Source organism: Spirosoma pollinicola (assembly GCF_002831565.1).
GTDB lineage: Bacteria > Bacteroidota > Bacteroidia > Cytophagales > Spirosomataceae > Spirosoma > Spirosoma pollinicola.
Window position 1 is genome coordinate 5,759,075 of record NZ_CP025096.1, and the last position, 17,049, is coordinate 5,776,123.

General features: G+C 49.7%; 9 protein-coding genes. 4 read left to right on the top strand and 5 right to left on the bottom strand.

Annotated features, from left to right (window positions below):
- Positions 1 to 32: 32 nt before the first annotated feature.
- The gene (locus CWM47_RS24240) at positions 33 to 2,633 is read right to left on the bottom strand and encodes an ABC transporter permease (protein ID WP_100994022.1); all 2,601 of its coding nucleotides are present in this window, start codon (positions 2,631 to 2,633) and stop codon (positions 33 to 35) included.
- A 71-nt stretch (positions 2,634 to 2,704) separates the two neighbouring features.
- Positions 2,705 to 3,421, bottom strand: a complete 717-nt coding sequence (locus tag CWM47_RS24245) for an ABC transporter ATP-binding protein (protein ID WP_100990765.1) — start codon at positions 3,419 to 3,421, stop codon at positions 2,705 to 2,707.
- A 111-nt stretch (positions 3,422 to 3,532) separates the two neighbouring features.
- Here CWM47_RS24245 and CWM47_RS24250 point away from each other — a divergent pair, with 111 nt between their 5' ends.
- On the top strand, positions 3,533 to 4,240 hold the full coding sequence (locus CWM47_RS24250) for an arylesterase (protein ID WP_100990767.1): 708 nt from the start codon (positions 3,533 to 3,535) through the stop codon (positions 4,238 to 4,240).
- Positions 4,241 to 4,374: 134 nt separating this feature from the next.
- On the opposite strand, the gene tamL is transcribed toward CWM47_RS24250, so the two are convergent.
- Together tamL and CWM47_RS24260 are read right to left on the bottom strand one after the other, a co-directional pair.
- The gene (tamL, locus tag CWM47_RS24255) at positions 4,375 to 6,792 is read right to left on the bottom strand and encodes a translocation and assembly module lipoprotein TamL (RefSeq protein WP_100990769.1); all 2,418 of its coding nucleotides are present in this window, start codon (positions 6,790 to 6,792) and stop codon (positions 4,375 to 4,377) included.
- 2 nt (positions 6,793 to 6,794) lie between these two features.
- Positions 6,795 to 11,867 carry a translocation/assembly module TamB domain-containing protein gene (locus CWM47_RS24260; RefSeq protein WP_100990771.1) on the bottom strand — a complete coding sequence of 1,691 codons (5,073 nt, stop codon included), beginning with the start codon at positions 11,865 to 11,867 and terminating at the stop codon, positions 6,795 to 6,797.
- A gap of 367 nt (positions 11,868 to 12,234) precedes the next feature.
- On the opposite strand from CWM47_RS24260, the gene CWM47_RS24265 reads away from it, so the two are divergent.
- From CWM47_RS24265 to CWM47_RS24275, 3 genes are all read left to right on the top strand, one after another.
- Positions 12,235 to 13,050: a TerC family protein gene (locus CWM47_RS24265; protein ID WP_100990773.1), complete on the top strand. Its 816-nt coding sequence runs from the start codon at positions 12,235 to 12,237 to the stop codon at positions 13,048 to 13,050.
- 94 nt (positions 13,051 to 13,144) lie between these two features.
- On the top strand, positions 13,145 to 14,707 hold the full coding sequence (locus CWM47_RS24270; protein WP_100990775.1) for an NADH-quinone oxidoreductase subunit N: 1,563 nt from the start codon (positions 13,145 to 13,147) through the stop codon (positions 14,705 to 14,707).
- 113 nt (positions 14,708 to 14,820) lie between these two features.
- Positions 14,821 to 15,810 carry a bifunctional heptose 7-phosphate kinase/heptose 1-phosphate adenyltransferase gene (locus CWM47_RS24275; protein ID WP_100994023.1) on the top strand — a complete coding sequence of 330 codons (990 nt, stop codon included), beginning with the start codon at positions 14,821 to 14,823 and terminating at the stop codon, positions 15,808 to 15,810.
- A 114-nt stretch (positions 15,811 to 15,924) separates the two neighbouring features.
- On the opposite strand, the gene hemE is transcribed toward CWM47_RS24275, so the two are convergent.
- On the bottom strand, positions 15,925 to 16,944 hold the full coding sequence (gene hemE, locus CWM47_RS24280; protein WP_100990777.1) for a uroporphyrinogen decarboxylase: 1,020 nt from the start codon (positions 16,942 to 16,944) through the stop codon (positions 15,925 to 15,927).
- Positions 16,945 to 17,049 lie beyond the last annotated feature (105 nt).

The following is a 17,049-nucleotide window of genomic DNA, read 5'->3' on the forward strand; positions in this document are numbered from 1 at the left end:
GGTGATAATTGGATTAGCTACTTATACCTGATTTACCCCTCAGCCCGAAGCACATCCAGCGGTGGTCTGACCAGTACTTCACGACTGTTGAAAACGCCGATCAGGACAGTCATGGCCGTTACCGAAAAAGAGATGATGAGCAATGGCAATAGGTTGGGCTGATAGGGCACTTCGAAAACAAACCGCGCTAACGCCCAGGTGCCCACTACGGAAAGCAGAATACCCGAAAGAGCAGCCAGGAGACCCAGTAACCCATATTCGAGTGCAGTAATACGTAGAATCTGAGCGCGGCTCGCCCCGAGGGTGCGGAGAAGGACGCTTTCGCGGAGCCGCTGGTATTTGCTGATAACCACCGAACTGGCCAATACCAGCAAACCTGTCAGAATACTAAACAAGGCCATAAACTGGATAACGAACGAGATCTGGCCCAGAATATCGTCTACCGTTTTCAAAATCAGGCCCAGATCAATGGCTGAAACGTTCGGGAAATTGCTGACTAAGGCCCGTTGTAGCGTGGCCGATGCCTGATTGTTGGGCACACGGGTCATGAGCACATGAAACTGGGGTGCCTGCTCCAAAACTCCGGATGGAAAAACAACCAGAAAATTGGTTTGTACCCGATTCCATTCAACTTCACGGGTGCCGCCAACAATGGTTTGAATAGGCGCACCCTGCACATTGAAATCGAGCGTGTCGCCAAGTTTGATGTGCATTCGATCCAGAAAGTCTTTCTCAATGGATACATAAATAGCGCCGTTCTCCTGATAAGGCGCTTTGCCCGATGTTAACTTCTCCGACGAAATCAGCGTGTCGCGGTAGGTAACCCGGTATTCGCGGGTGAAAGCCCATTTGGGTGTTTTCGCCGTCGTATCTTTCGTGTCTTTACGGAGAGATTCGGTGGTTCCATTGATGTCTGACAGGCGCATCGTTACAACCGGCACTTCCTGTACAATGGGTAAACGTTGCTTTTTAACGAGCGACCGGATACCTGCAATTTGCTCATTCTGAATGTCGAAAAGCACCATGTTTGGCTGATTGCCACTGGATGATAATTCGACCCGACCGAGCAAAAGTCCTTGTGTTAAGTAAAGAGTAGCGATAAGAAAAGCCCCCAGGCCAATGGATGTGACGAGGATAAGCGTCTGGTTATTGGGCCGGTATAAGTTTGCCAGACTCTGTCGCCAGATATAACTCCACGATGCTGGAAAAAATCGGCGTACCAGCCAGATCAGCCCAAGGCCAAGGGCCGTTAAAATGCCGAAGGCCAGTGCAAGCCCACCTGTAAAGCCAAGGGCCAGCATGAAGTTGTGCGTTTGCAGATAGGCAAAGCCAACAATAAACCCAATGACCAGAAAATACACCAGCCACCGCAATGGGTCGCGGTTGCTCAAATCGTCTTCATAGGAACTACGCAGCGTACGCAGGGGCGACACATTCCGAATCGCCAGCAGGGGAAGCAACGCAAACAGGACCGAAATAAGTAAACCTGTGCCAATACCGCCAAGAATGGCCGATCCGGATAAAGTTGTTTCGACCGTAATAGGCAGGAAATTGCCAAAAACGCGGGGTAGCACCAATTGCACCACCGAGCCTATCAACGCACCAATAATGGCACCCATGAGGCCCATCAAAGCGGTCTGAATAAGATAAATCAAGAACGCCTGCCGCCCGCTGGCACCAAGTGTTCGCAAAATCGCTACCGACGTAACCTTTTCTTTCACATACAGTTGGACCGCACTGGCAACACCAACACAACCCAGCAGCAAGGCAACAAAAGCAACCAAGCTAAGGTATTTGGTCAGGTCGGCAAAGGAGCGACCGGTTTGCTTTTTTCGTGCGGTAACCGTGTCGTAATTAAGCCCGGCTTTTTCCAATTTAGGCCCGACCTGCTTAATGATCTTTTCGATATCTGTACCATCCGCGAATCGGAAATAGTACTTATAATTTACTCTGCTGCCACGCTGTATTAAGCCCTCCGCCACAAACGGCAGAAAGACGGTTGGAGCTACAGTGCTCGTCACAGCCGACTGTCCCGGGGTTTTTAATACGCGGCCAATAATTTTATAGGAAACACCTCCAACTTGTATAGAATCGCCTACCTGCGCCCCAAACTGAATCATAAGCGCATCATCAACCAGCGCATAGGGCTGCTTTACAGCGTTGTGAAACTGAGATAGCCAACGCTTTTGGGCTGATTGTGGAACAATCTGCCATTGGCCATAGTAAGGATAGTCGTTGCCCCCCCCAGAATCGCCGTAACTTAAATGCTTGATCTGAGCAAGCCTTACACCCCGACTTTTCGGAAATGCAACCATCGAAGCAAACGAGATTTCACGGGTATATTCGTAAGGACTACTAATTAGTATATTTTTATCAGTATACTTATTGGTATACCTGCGGGATATATCAGGGGCAACTCTCTTTAGAAGCGGATAAAAAAGCTTCTCTTTATTGGGTTCGTTAGACGACAGTACCAAATCGGCACCGAGTAGCTCGCGGGCCTGATCGTCGATACTCCGGGAGAGGTTGTCGCCAAAGGAGTTGATGGCTACCAGCGCGGCAATGCCCAGCACAATGGCCGACATAAATAACAGTAATCGTTGTCGGCTTCGGCGGCTATCGCGCCAGGCCATTCGGAAAAGCCAGGAGGTGTTCATTGAATTTTGACTGAGTGAATGATAAAATGGGTGAATGATTATACAGATTATTCCCCCATTCGATCACTCGCCGAGACGCCAGCCCGGTCATTCACTAATTGTTCTACAACCGTTCCGCCCTTGATACGGATAACGCGCTGGGTGCGGGAGGCCAGTTCCATATCGTGCGTAACGAGAACGAGGGTTGTTCCGGCTTCGCGGTTGAGCTCGAAGAGTAAGTCTACTACGGTGGCACTGGTATCGGCGTCGAGGTTCCCCGTGGGCTCATCGGCAAAAAGGAGCTTGGGCCGATTGGCAAAAGCTCGTGCCAGCGAAACCCGTTGCTGCTCACCACCCGAGAGCTGAGTAGGGTAGTGGTGCCCGCGTTTGCCTAAACCAACGCGTTCCAGCAGGGCCTGTGCCGCTTTTTCGGCTCCTTTCTCGCCCCGCAGTTCGAGCGGAACCATCACGTTTTCCAGGGCGGTAAGGGTAGGCAGGAGCTGAAAGTTCTGGAAAATAAAGCCGACGTATTGATTTCGTATCGCTGCCCGCTGGTCTTCGTTGAGTGTATCCAGCCGAACATCATTGAGGTAAACGCTGCCCGACGAAGCCCGATCCAAACCGGCACACAAGCCCAGCAGCGTAGTTTTGCCGCTACCCGATGGGCCAACGATGGAGAACGTATCGCCCGGTTCGAGGGTAAAGTTGACGCCGTGCAAAACCGTCAGGTCCTGACCCCCGCTCGAATAGGTTTTCGTTAGATTTTCAACGTGAAGAATACTCATGGAACAAAAAAGGGTTGTTGCGACTTTCTTAAACGCAAAGACGCAAGGATAACGCAATAGGCACAAAGTAATCTTAGCGTACTTTGCGTTTAATTAACTGATGTACTCTTTATGAAGTTCTGCCTGAATCGCAAAACACCTTATTCTGTGATAAGCGGGTTGTTGCTGGTCTTAACGGTCTGGGGCTGTGGCTCATCCGATACCAAAACGAACACCACAACGACACCCGCCGAACAAGCGGCCTCAAAACCTGACAGTCCGGCTAAAAAGCAAACGATTCTATTTTACGGCAATAGCCTGACCGCCGGTTATGGCGTTGAGCCATCGCAGGCGTTTTCGGCCCTGATCGGCAAAAAGGTTGACTCTTTGGGCTTAAACTATAGGGTTGTAAACGCCGGGTTAAGTGGCGAAACGACTGCTGGGGGCAAGAGCCGTATTGGTTGGGTGCTGCGCCAGCCTGTTGCCATTTTCGTGCTGGAATTGGGCGGCAACGACGGTTTGCGGGGACTCCCGCTTGCCGACACCCGGAAAAACCTGCAAGCGATTATGGATACCGTTCGGCAAAAAAGCCCGCAGGCAACAATTGTGCTGGCCGGGATGCAGATTCCACCCAATATGGGCACGTCCTACACGAAAGAGTTTCGAGGTATGTTCAAGGAGTTAGCCGACAAAAATAAAGCCGTTCTTATTCCGTTCCTGCTCGAAAACGTGGGGGGGATTCCCAAACTGAACCAGCCCGATGGCATTCACCCAACCCCCGCCGGGCATAAAATTGTTGCCAACACAGTCTGGAAGGTAATTCGGCCTTTGCTGAAATAAGGGTCTAAACACGGAGTCACGGAGGACACAAAAAAAAGCCCCAACACGTGTCGGGGCTTTTTTTTGTAGTGCCGACCGGGACGGTCGGGTGTGTTCCTGCACTTATCACCCGACCGGGACAGTCGGTACTACAATTAAAACGGATAGCCGACGGCTATGTTGAAGACCAGGTTTTGCTTGCGCCAATCGCTGCTTCCGAAAGCAATCTGGTTAATGACCCACTCACTGCCATTGGTTTTATAAGGTTTTCGCAATGGTGTTGCCAGATCGAAACGCACTAGAAAATAAGACAAGTCGATGCGAATACCGACACCTGCGCCAATGGCAATCTGTTTGTAAAAGTCTGAGCTGAATTTAGCCTGAGCCTCTGCGCCAAAAATGTCATTGTCGGAGTACGTCCAGATGTTTCCCGCATCGACAAAAACCGCTCCTTCGATGTATTTCGTGAATTTCGCCCGGATTTCTGTATTGGCTTCCAGCTTGATGTCACCACCGCCATCCTGGAACAGCAAGGCGTTTCGAATAGTATCGCGCGTGAATAGACCTGGCCCGATGGCCCGTGGCCGGAAGGCGCGTATGCTGTTGCTACCCCCTACAAAATACTGTTTTGTTAAGGGCAACTGGAGCCCTTTGGAATTGCCATAGGTGATACCCAAACCGCCAAATAACCGGTTGGCCCAGGTTATTTTTGGCGTTAGTTTTGTGTATAGACGGGCGTCGGCATCAAGCCGTAGATATTGAGCGAATGGAACTTTAAAAATGATCTTGTCGCCATTGTCATCCCGTTTTTTAGCAAACAGATTAATTATATTTCCCGCAATTTCTGCGTTCGTCGCTAAGCGAAATGTGGTTGCAGAAGCAGACCGGAGCGATGTGTTGTAATTGAATGAATATAAGGAGCTTAAGATTAACTGCTTTGCGTTTTTAACCGTTAGTAATTGACGGAAAATGAACGGATTGTTACTTGCCGAGTCAATAAAAGCCGTGCTAATGTTAGAAGGTAGAACGTATGTAATATTAAATGGTTGAAAAACATGTTCTACCTGCTGGTTTTGCCGCCATGCATAGCCAAATGTTGTCTGGAATGAATTGAGGTCGTATAGCCCCCCCCGAATTATTTTTTGATAACTGAGAGTGGCATTTGTTTTGGGTAATGCCTGACGGCGCTCGTCATATTTGAATCGAATTGGACTCACAAGGCGGGGGAAGCTCAATAGAGCATCGGCACCAAAGCGGTAGTTCGTAATGCTCTGCTGACCCCCACCTATCTGAAATTCAATCCCGACGTTGGTATTGATCGTTAATAATTCGGCACGTCTGAGCGCATTGCGATCTCTCCAACTAAGCACCACCTGCGAACCATTAAAGTTGTTCGAGCGTGAGGTACCGTCAAGTTCAGCCCGCACCGATTTCGTTGGGTAAGGAGTCAGGTAATAATGTACATCAAGTGCCGCCGAGTCGCCTTGTTGGTAGGGCTCGAATCTGTTGCGGACAAACTTGAACGCCCCAACGTTAATAAACCGCGAAAGAGTTAAGTCCTGTGTCCGGCTATTATAGCGCTTTCCGGGCTGTACCGTTACTATATCGCGGAAAAGTTTGGGGTTAAATCGTTTTGTTGAGTCGACAATCGTATACCGTTCTTCGCTTTTATAGGCTTTACTTAAGTTTGTGTCGGCCTGTGCAGTTGACAGACTGTAGTTTGGGTAAAGAAACACATTTCGAATGCCATAAGGTAAACCGGCCGCTTCGGGCATATCGGGCTTAATGGCAAAATAGAGGGTTGTGCGATGTCGGGCGGTATCGTTATCGGCCAGAATAGCCAGATAGTCTGGCAGAAAGTAGTAGAACCCCCGTTGTTTAATGGCCTGACTGACACGCTCTCGTTCGAGCTTAAGGTTATCGAAGCGGTAGGGGTCGCCTTTTTTTATGATCGTTCGCCGGGCTGCAAACCGAAGAGCCGATTTCATAGACTGCCGAATGTTGGTAGTGTCGATAAATACGATGGTATCTATGGAAAAACGCTGTTTAACCCCTACCGTATAAACCCCTCTCGCTTTGTAGCCGATTTCTTTCAGTACGCCCGTTACGTTGGAGCCAAAATAGCCTTCGTTTTGTAAGGTAGCTTTCCAGACGGGTGTATTCGATGAAATGGCTTTGGCACTGGCCAGTACCGGCTCTTCGCCAAACTTGCGCCGGAACCACGCCCGGAAGCCATTTTTGCGTGGCTCGCCGAACAGGTAATACAAACCAACTTTATAGGGAAAGCCAAATAATTGCTTGTTGGGTCTTGGCCGGGCCAATGCCCCTAATTGCTCTTTCAGGTTATCCTGCTCGTCTTTAGATACGGCCGAATCGGCATTCATAACAATGTCGGTCCCGGCATAAAGTCGCTCATTGGCGGGCAGATGCTTGGCAATATTACAGGCGTTAAGAGAGAGAATAAACAGGAACAGGAGTAACTGTATTGCCGGACGTAGTGGCCCGGCAATGCGTTGCTTTAACCCGTTTGGGGCACGCTGGATAGCTATAAAATGGTACAGACGAACAATCATAGTTAATTCAGGGAGGGGCCTGGCGACCGACGAAGGATGTCGGACAGCGTGTTATAATCTAGCGTAATGACAAAACCAACGCCCGTTTCAACAATATACCCATCCAATACAGCCTGGTAATCATTACGGCGGTAAGCCCGGAGTACATAGCGCCCATCGCGGCTGAGGCTGTAGTTCAGCGATACGTTATCGAATACCTCATTCGGGTTTCGGGTAGCACTTTGAGCCGCATTTTCGAGTACAAAATTACGCCCGACAGCTACTGTAAGCCGTCCCGATAGAAAACTTTTCGACAGGCCAACGTTCAGATCTGTGCGGGCGCCGTTTGTTGTGCCGCCAGTATTGCCGCTACCCGTTTGTGATAATAAGTTGAAATCGACGTCGAAGCCTTTCAGAATACCCGATGCCAGTTTGCCCAACTGTTCGGATATAAGCTTGCTTACACTATTTCGGGCAACCCCTTCTGCCTGCGTATCCAAGCCGCCGTTGTTCGACGACGAGAAAAAGTCCGATGTGTTTTCAGGTAAGAACCGATTCAAAATCAACAAAGCAAACACCTGCTTGTTCACCTGCGACTGGTCTTGCCGGAGCGTTTTTAGCTTGTTCTCAATATTTGTCGCAAACTCGCTGGAGGCCGAAGCGCCCCCGTCATCAGCTTCTGGCATGCGAATGTCGAAGTCCAATTTTGGCGCGGCCAGGTTGTTGCCAATCGTGAGCGCCACATTGAATGGCAATTTACGATTGAGTGCAGCGGCATCAACCGTGGTCGATTCATTTCCAATCAGGTCAGCCGGTGAAGTCGATACTTGGTAGATAGCGGTAATGTTGATATCCGCTTTGAGGGGGTCTCCGGAAAACTGAATATAGCCGCCTTTCTGAATCTTGAACTGACGTTTCAGTACCTGATAGGTGAGCGAGTATTCGCCTTCGGTCACATCATAGCGGCCTAATACGGTTACCTCACCGGAGGCATTTACACCCACATTTAGCTGGGCATTACCCCGTGCCCGCAGGTAGTCGCCGTTGAGTTCATCCACCACAATGGTCAATTCCGATTTCTCATCGGCCTCCAGATCGAGCGAAATGTTGGCGTTGCTGAGTTGATCGAAGGCCAGTCGGGGAGCCAGACTATCCCGTTTAGGACGGTATAAGTATTTTGTTAATGCCAGCGAATCGCCGTGATTGATAAACGTAACAATCTTACTCGACTCATTAACGTCCAATTGCTGGTCGGGCAATACGACCGATACCTTACTGCCATCGTCGAGTTTTATATTTCCGTTGACCGACGGGCTGGTGCCCGCCCCTTTTATACGCAGGTCGGCAGTGATGGCGGCCTGTCCGTAAGCATAATCATTGTCTTTTCGTGCTGCGTTCAGTACCTGAAAATGGTCGGCCCGAAGGCGAAGGTTATAAGCCACATCAGGCAGGTTTTTCAACACAACGGTGCCATCGGTTGTTAACGTGCGGTTTTGGTCATCGCGTAGTTTAAAGCCATTCAGGCTGATGGTTTGGCCGGAGAAAGCCAGTTTCTCCTGGTCGATGTGATACGTAGCATTAAGTTGCTTTATGTTAAAGGCAACTGAATCAAACGCGACGCTACCATCTATTTTTGGATTGTCGGCAGCTCCTTGTACAGTAAATCCACCCGTAAGGTTACCCTTCGCCTGCCGTAATTCGCCGAAGCTGAATGCTTCAATGGTGCGGGCGTCCAGCCGATTTAGTTTAATGGCCAGATCGAGAGCCTGTTTGGCATCTTCCGGATTGTAGAAACCCGTAACTGTTGCGTCGTTATAAGGACCGGCGAGGGCTGTGTTAACGCTAATGCGGCCTTCACTTGTGTTGTTAAATCGGGCGGTGAGGTTGCCTATAGGTTTGTCCATCACCTTCAGACTATCGACATAAACAGATCCAATAAAGGCTAGTTTGCTATCGGTTCCCATATAGTCGCGCACAATCACAGTGCCATTAAGCTGACCACTGGCGAGCGTAGTATCCTGATTGGCCAGACGGGCCAGATTGCCCAGTTCGATAGCGCGGGCTGTTACCCGAATGGGCGCATTTCCGTATTGTTCGGTACTGCTAATTTCCAGTGATTGCTGCTCTGCCTTAATATGCAGTCGATTGATAAGCACGCCATCTTTCCCGTACTGGGCAAAACCTGCGGTATCTGTTTGCCAGCGTTGATAGTTGGTCAGCAATCCGTTGGGCGCAAACTGGAATCGGTAGCTGGAATCGACAATACTCAACGTTCCCGAAACGCCGTGTAAATCCTGGTTGATCGAATCTTTGTTGACAACGGCAAACCGGAACTTGTTATTAGCCGCTATACCGTTCAGGTCTGTTTGGCGGATAGTCATGCCATTATACAATACCCCGTCGATGCGGCCATCGACTTTCAACTGGTTGTTCGCTCCCCGAATAGCCATTGTACTCCCCTGTAGCGTCGTTGTATCATACACAACGACACCCGTACGCAATGTAGCCGACAAGGTAGTGTCGCGGGTGTTGTCCAGATAGGCATTAAAACGCACAGTATCCAGCCGTGTCAGCGAGGGGACGAATGCCTGAAAAAGTGGATTCTGATAGGCTTTTAAATTCAGTGTAAAAGCGTGCGGGGGCGGAATTCGCTTGTAAGTAAACGATGGTAGGGCGATATACTGGCTGATCTCGCCCGCAATGATGTCATATAATTGAGCATACTCAAACTGTCCGTTCAGAGCCAGGTTTGCTCCCGGCAGTCGGGCAACTACTTTTTTGTTTGCCCCATCTGCCGACAGTTTGGCGTAGAGCGAGTCGATAGGGTAGTTTTTGCCACTCAGACTCAATACCGCATCACTTGCCGAAACGGTGCCAATGGGCTTGGCCGGATCGGTAGAGGTCATATCGAGATTGATTTTCCCCTTCAGCGAAAGCGGGTCTTTGTATAGTTTGAGTTGCTGGAGGTTAAGTTCGTTGATTACGGTTTGCCCCGTAACACTGGGGAAATCTCCTTTCAGACCGGCTTTGATGTCGAGGGCCAGATTGGCGTTCGGGTCTTTCAATGACCCTAACAGGTCAAGATTGCCATTGGCCAATTTACCTTCAGCATCGAGATTCTGATACCGATAACCGTTTAAATCGGCTGATTGTATGGCCAGATCAAATCGGGTGGTCAGCGTATTTACATCAATGCCTCGTCCGTCAACTGTGGCGCGTCCGGTTACTTTTCCAACCGTTCCGGTTTGTTTTAACCATTTACCCGCGTCAAAATCAGTCAGGTTCAGAGTGCCTTTATAGGTCTGGTTTTTGCCCGCGACAAAGCCCGCGAGTTTGCCGTCAAATGCTGCCGCACCCCAGGCTGTATTCAATTTGGCGTCCAGAATAAGGTCGTTTAACTGGCCTTTAAGTCTTCCGGTCAATTTGATTGCTGGCGGCAGCGCTATCGACGAAGGTATCGAGCCTTTGGGAGCCAGCTTATTAATATCGGCCAGGGTTGTGCTGGCGTCCTGTATAGTTATGTCAGTACCAATATGATCGGGGTCAGTCACGTTTGTCAGGCGACCGCTGGCGCGTATGCGAGTGCCCGACAACATATCGAATTCCAAACGCGGTATGTTTAGTGAAGCCAGAGTCCCCACTGCCTGTGCATTGGCTTTGAAGACCCCCCCGCTATTTCCGGCGAAAGGTGGCGTGTCGGCCAGAAATGGAGCCAGTTGCAACACATCTTCAACGGATAATTTACTCTGACGAAGATTCACCCGAACGCCCACACGCCTGGCAAAACGCGGGTTGCTCAACTGCCCCAATGAATCGTAACGCAGCACAAGCTGATCGCGCAGTACGCTTGTCGGGGTTTGAACGTAGAGTTTGTTGATAGTAGTGGTGGTGTCGGTATACAAGAGATTACCTTCCAGTTTCTGAAGAACGAACCCACTGGTTGCCCGGAACCGACCGTTACGCAGTTGACCACTGATTTTCTGACCCCGTTTGCCTAAGTCCTGATACACCAGAAACCGCCCGTCGATACCCAGATTCTGTAAATCGAGGTGGCCATAATCCAGCCCTTTTTTCTGACGCGGAGCTGTTTCGTCGTCGTATCGAATGCGGTTGTTTGCAAAGCGGACATTGGTCAGTTTAGCCTGCCAGCCGGGCGTAACTGCCGAAGCGGCTGTTGGCGGAGTCGTCGTTGTTTTCTTTGTCGGTTTGGTAAGTATAGCGGCTACATCGGCGTTACTCAAGTCGAGTGATTTGATCCCGATCTTTTCGCCTTCCAGGTAAAGGTAATCCGATTCCATCGCCAGCCGCTCGGCGGTTCCCTTCGTTTTGAAGTCGGCGGTTTCAACGCGTATGTCCCATTTGGCGCGATTTATCTGCCATTTTCCCAGTGCCAGGTCGAGTGTATCGCCGGGTTTGTCGGGGGCGCTGGGGGGCGTTGGCAAGCCTTCGTATAATCGGGTATACACATCGAGGCCGTTTACCGCTACAGTCGACAGATGGTATTTTGACTTATCGACGTCCGTTTCGCTAAAACCGGCCCGAAGGCTATCCATATAGGCATTGACATCGGCCCCGGTAACGTCGTCTTTGTACTTGATCCGCACATCCCGAAGGGCAATACCCGTCAGGTTAATGGCTAGTGGGGTCGATACGGTATCGGAAGGTTCGGGACGGTCCGACGCATCGGCGGTGCCGGTATCGAAGGCATCGAGAATGTATTGAAAATTAAAGGTCGTATCGGGCAGGGTTCGGCTGATGTTCAGGCGAATATGCTCCAGTTCTATCTGGTTCAGCGACACACGGTTATTAAGCAGTCCCCACATGTCGAGGTCTACCCTCATGCGGCCACCGTTGATCAACGTGTCGCCTTTGGGTGTTTTAAAATAGACATCGTTGAGTTCAATCCAGTCGGGAATGGAGTAACTGATTCGCCCAATGCGAAAGGGAGATTGCAGTTTTTGAGATAAATATGAGTTTACCTGGTTCGTTACCAGTTGCTGGCCCCAGGGTGTCGTGGCAATAACGACCACAAACCCTACCAGTAACAGAACAATGGCAAGTATACCAAGAAGAATACGAACAAACAGTTTCGACACAAGGCGTTAGGTTTTGACAGGAAACTAACCCATCTAGGATTGTATCATCAGAATCATAGTCAAGTTTAATAACTCGTCAAGGTTATAATATGTTACTGATTAACATCAAAGCTACTAAATGTCCTTAAAAAACTCCTATTTATTAGGTTGAACTGTAGCCAGAGTTCCCAGCCTCATTTTTTGGTGTAAGCGATGTATTTATACACTATACGCTGCCAAGTGGTCAATTGTTGCTTTGACCCGTTTTCATCCAATTAACCAGTGGTCCAATCCAGTAACCTTTTGTCCAGTCCGGGGTTCTTTCTTGAACAAGTTGTTGCACACCCGGCCTGCAGGGGGTAATTTTGGCTTTCACTTTTGTTCAACTATGAGCGATCTTTTTACGGCTGAGTCAATTATCAGCATGCTTACCCTGACATTTCTGGAAATTGTTCTGGGTATCGATAATATTATTTTCATCTCCATTGCGGCCAATAAGCTCGCTCGAAACGACCAACCTAAAGCACGGAACATCGGTTTAATTCTGGCTATGGGATTCCGGTTGGTTTTGCTGATGGGTATTTCGTTTGTTATTTCGCTTAGCAAGCCCTTTACGCATATTGATGCTGGCTGGTTTAGAGCGGCCTTTACGGGTCAAAGTCTGATTCTGTTTGGTGGCGGCCTGTTTCTGCTTTATAAAGCCACCTCCGAAATTCACCATAAATTAGAGGGTGGTGGCGATGAGGAAATAGAAGGTGGTAGCACCAAAGGGAAAGCGACAATTTCGAGTGTGGTCACGCAAATTGCCATTACGAATATTGTGTTCTCTATCGACTCTATTTTAACGGCTATCGGCCTGACACAGAACGTGACCATTATGATGATCGCCGTTGTGCTGTCTATCCTGATCATGATGTTTTTTGCCGGTCCTGTCGGTTCATTTGTCAATGAACACCCAACTATTCAGATGCTGGGCCTGGCGTTCCTGATCATGATCGGGTTCATGCTGGTGGCAGAGGGAGCTCATCTATCGGAGGTCGTTTTCTTCGATCAGGAAGTCGGCACCGTGCCAAAGGGGTATTTGTACTTCGCTATTGCCTTCTCTCTTTTAGTCGAATTTCTGAATATTCGCCTTCGTAAGAAACAGGCACCGATTAAGTTGCGAAACTACGAAGGCCAGCCTGAACGCGATGGTATGATTTGATTTTAGTAATTGGTGGAGTGAGTGGAGTTCGTGGTGTAGGATAGCCCTCTTCAACTACTTCACCTACTTCACCCACTCCACCCACTTCACCATTTTGTCTCTCACCGATCAACTCACTGACATTCTTAAAAGCCTTGGCGGTTTCGGACCGGAAATCTGGCTGTCAGCGTCTTTTTGCCTATTGCTGGTGGCCGAACTGGTTTTTGTTCGAGTCGTGGCGTTGCCGAACGTACGTCGGTATCTGGCGGGGTTGAGCGTTCTTATTCTGGTAATTGCAGGCGTTTGGGCGGTACTAGTACCCGTGCGGGGTTTCCTGTTCATGCACCTGTTGTTTGTGGATAAGCAGGCTATTTTCACACAGGCTATTATTGCCATTGGGGCTATAGTGGTCGTTTTGTATGAATTTTTGTCCGTTCAACAAGATGCTTCTCAACAACCTCAGGGGAGTCAACTGCCCGCTTTTGTCAAACGGTCGAGTCTGCCTTTTGAATGGTATTCCCTGCTGATTGCCATGACATTGGGCCTTTTCCTGATGACCTTATCGGTCAATATGCTCAGTATTTATCTGAGTATCGAACTGGTTTCTATTTGCTCCTATTTACTCACCGCCCTTACTGCCGACCGCAAGGCCTCGGAAGGTGGCATCAAATACCTGCTTTTTGGGGCGATAAGCTCGGCGATCATGCTGTATGGAATGTCGTTGCTGTATGGCATGACGGGTACGCTCGATCTTACTGCCGATGCCTTTGGTACTGAACTGGCGCAGCAGAATGGGGCGGTGGTGGCCGTGGCTATGCTGCTGACAATGGCTGGTTTACTGTTCAAACTCGCGGGTGTGCCGTTTCATGTCTGGACACCCGATGCCTATGAAGCGGCCCCGGTGCCGGTAGCCGCATTTTTTTCTGTAGCGCCCAAAGCCGCTGCCGTACTGGTGCTGATGCGGGTCATCACGGCCTTGCCCGCCGAAGCAGCCGCAGGTGGCACGACAGCGATGGTGTTGCAAACGCCACTGGCGGTACTCGCGCTGGCCGGTATTTTGATTGGTAACCTGTCGGCACTTCGGCAAACGGATGCTAAACGGTTGCTGGCCTACTCCACCATTGCCCATGCCGGTTTCCTGCTGGTGGGCGTAGTGGCATTGAGTGACGCCGGTTTTGAGGCTGTTTTGTTTTATATGGGTACCTATCTGTTTATATCCCTGGCGGCTTTTTTCCTGGTCGATCTACTGGCACGCAGCAATGGAAATACACAAGACGAGCCCTTAACGATTCGTAATTTTGCTGGTTTAGGACTAAAGCAGCCGTTGTTGTCGATAGCCCTCACTGTTGTGATGCTGGCCCTGACGGGTTTGCCGCCTACCGCTGGCTTTACGGCTAAACTCTTATCATTTTCAGCGTTGTACGAAGCCTATCAGCATACGGGCGACGGTTGGCTGCTGGCTTTGTTCGCACTGGGTTTACTGAATGCACTTGTATCGCTGGTCTATTATCTTAAAATTCCTTTCCTCCTTTTCTTCCGGCCAGAACCTGTTCACACACAGCAATCAACCCCGGTTGTTTTACCCAAAACAATGGTCTGGCTGGCGGTAAGTCTGGTTATTCCGGTTGTTCTTTTATTTCTAAAACCTGACCTGTTGCTTCAATTTATTGGGGAGTAACGCTTGTTACGTTCACTCAAAGGAGCGGCAGCGTTTCGGAAAAGGCAGCTATGTTTTGTTTCTTTGCAGCTAAAATAAGCTTTTCTGTGCCTATGAATCTGGCTCACGACCTGATGGTCCTGGATATGTCTCTCGACGAATTGTTCGATCAGTTCGATAAACTCCGTGTACTGATTATTGGCGACGTAATGCTCGACTCCTACGTTTGGGGGCGTGTTGAGCGGATTTCGCCCGAAGCACCCGTGCCCGTTGTTACGGTTGATCGGCGTGAATTACGCTTAGGTGGCGCTGGTAATGTGTTGCTGAATGTGCAAGCTCTAGGAGCCGAAGCCATCATTTGCTCGGTTATCGGTACCGACGGGCCGGGCGATCAACTCGAACAGGAACTCTGCAATCGGGGTCTGAATTGCAATGGCCTTATCCGAAGCAAAGCGCGTATTACGACTATTAAGGAACGGATCATTGCGGGTTCGCAACAAGTCGTTCGTGTCGATACCGAAACAGATAAATACATCACCGCCGACGAACGGGCGCAGTTGGTTGCCAAAGCGAAAGAGCTTATACCGACCTGCCATGTCGTTATTTTTGAAGATTATGATAAAGGTGTTTTAAGTAAAGAAGCAATCGCCGAAATAACTGATTTTGCTAATGAGCAGCAGATACCAACGGTAGTCGATCCCAAAAAGCGCAACTTCCTGTCGTATCAAAATACAACCCTCTTCAAACCAAATCTGAAAGAACTGCGAGAAGGCTTAAAAGTAGATTTTGACGTTGATAAGCCTGAGGAATTACAAGCTGCCGTTGATCAGCTAAAGGAAACCCTAAACCTGAAAGGTGCCCTAATTACACTATCGGAGCGGGGCGCGTTTATCGACTACAACAACGAAAAACTGAAATTGCCCGCCCACATTCGCAAAATTGCTGATGTATCGGGCGCGGGCGATACCGTTATTAGTATTGCCGCCTGTTGTGTGGCCCTGAAACAATCGCCCGGTATTATTGCCGGACTATCCAACCTCGGCGGGGGCCTGGTTTGCGAATCGGTTGGGGTTGTGCCCATCGACAAGGCGCAGTTAAAGCAGGAAGCTAAAGAAAGTTTGTAAAAAAGTAGCGCGGACGTCCCGTCCGCACAGCTTAATGTGATGCCGGGCCGGATAGCCGACCCCGTCCGGAGCATCACATTAAGCTGTGCGGACGGGACGTCCGCGTTACACTACCTACATTTCCTTCACTGCATCGACAAAGCACCGGGCTTTGTCGGGGTCAGTATCGGGGTAGATGCCGTGGCCGAGGTTGGCAATGTAATGTTGATGACCGAAGTCGCTGAACATTTGTTTTACCTCCGCCCGAATCTGGGCAAAATCAGCGTATAACACACAAGGGTCCAGGTTGCCCTGTAAGACCCGGTCGGGAATTAACTCGCGCGATTCTTTGGGGCTCATGTTCCAGTCCAGTCCCACTACGTCGCAACTCAGTTGGCCAATTTCGTGCCGGGCGAAGAAGGCGCCTTTTGCGAAAACCGTTACGGGTACATCCGTGATGACGTCACAAATTTGCTTGATGTAGGGTAAGGAGAATGTCCGGTACTGCTCCGGTGAGAGGATACCCGCCCACGAGTCGAAAATCTGCACCAGATCAACACCCGCCCGTATCTGCGCCTGTAAATAGGCAATGGTGCTATCCGTTATTTGCTGTAGCAGTGCGTGAGCAAAATTTGGATCGGTGTACAGCAATTTTTTGGCAACCGAAAAGGTTTTCGAGCCTTTGCCTTCTGTCATGTAACAGAAAATGGTGAACGGAGCACCCGCGAAACCAATGAGCGGCACCCGGTTGTTGAGTTCTTTCTTTGTCAGTTTGATGGCATCCAGCACATAGCCCAGATCGCTTTCGGCGTCGGCAATGCGCAGACGGCTCATATCAGCCTGATTTCGTACCGTTGAGGGGAAAACGGGTCCCCGACTTTCGATCATTTCATACGGAAGGCCCATCGCTTCGGGCACCACCAGAATATCGGAGAAAATAATGGCGGCATCCACATCGAACGCATCGACGGGTTGAATCGTCACTTCGGCGGCTAATTCAGGGGTTTTTGCCAGCGTAATAAAACTTCCGGCCCGCTCCCGAACGGCTCTGTATTGAGGCAGCACACGTCCCGCCTGACGCATCATCCAGACCGGTACTCGCTCGGTCAATTCGCCCCGTGCGGTGCGGAGTAACAAGTCATTTTGTAAAGTCATGGTGCAAATATCCGAACAAACAGGGTCTTTATTGCTCACTATTAATGAATGTTGCTCTTTTCGCAAGAATTTTCTAGATTTCACAATATTTCAAAATTTTGGAAA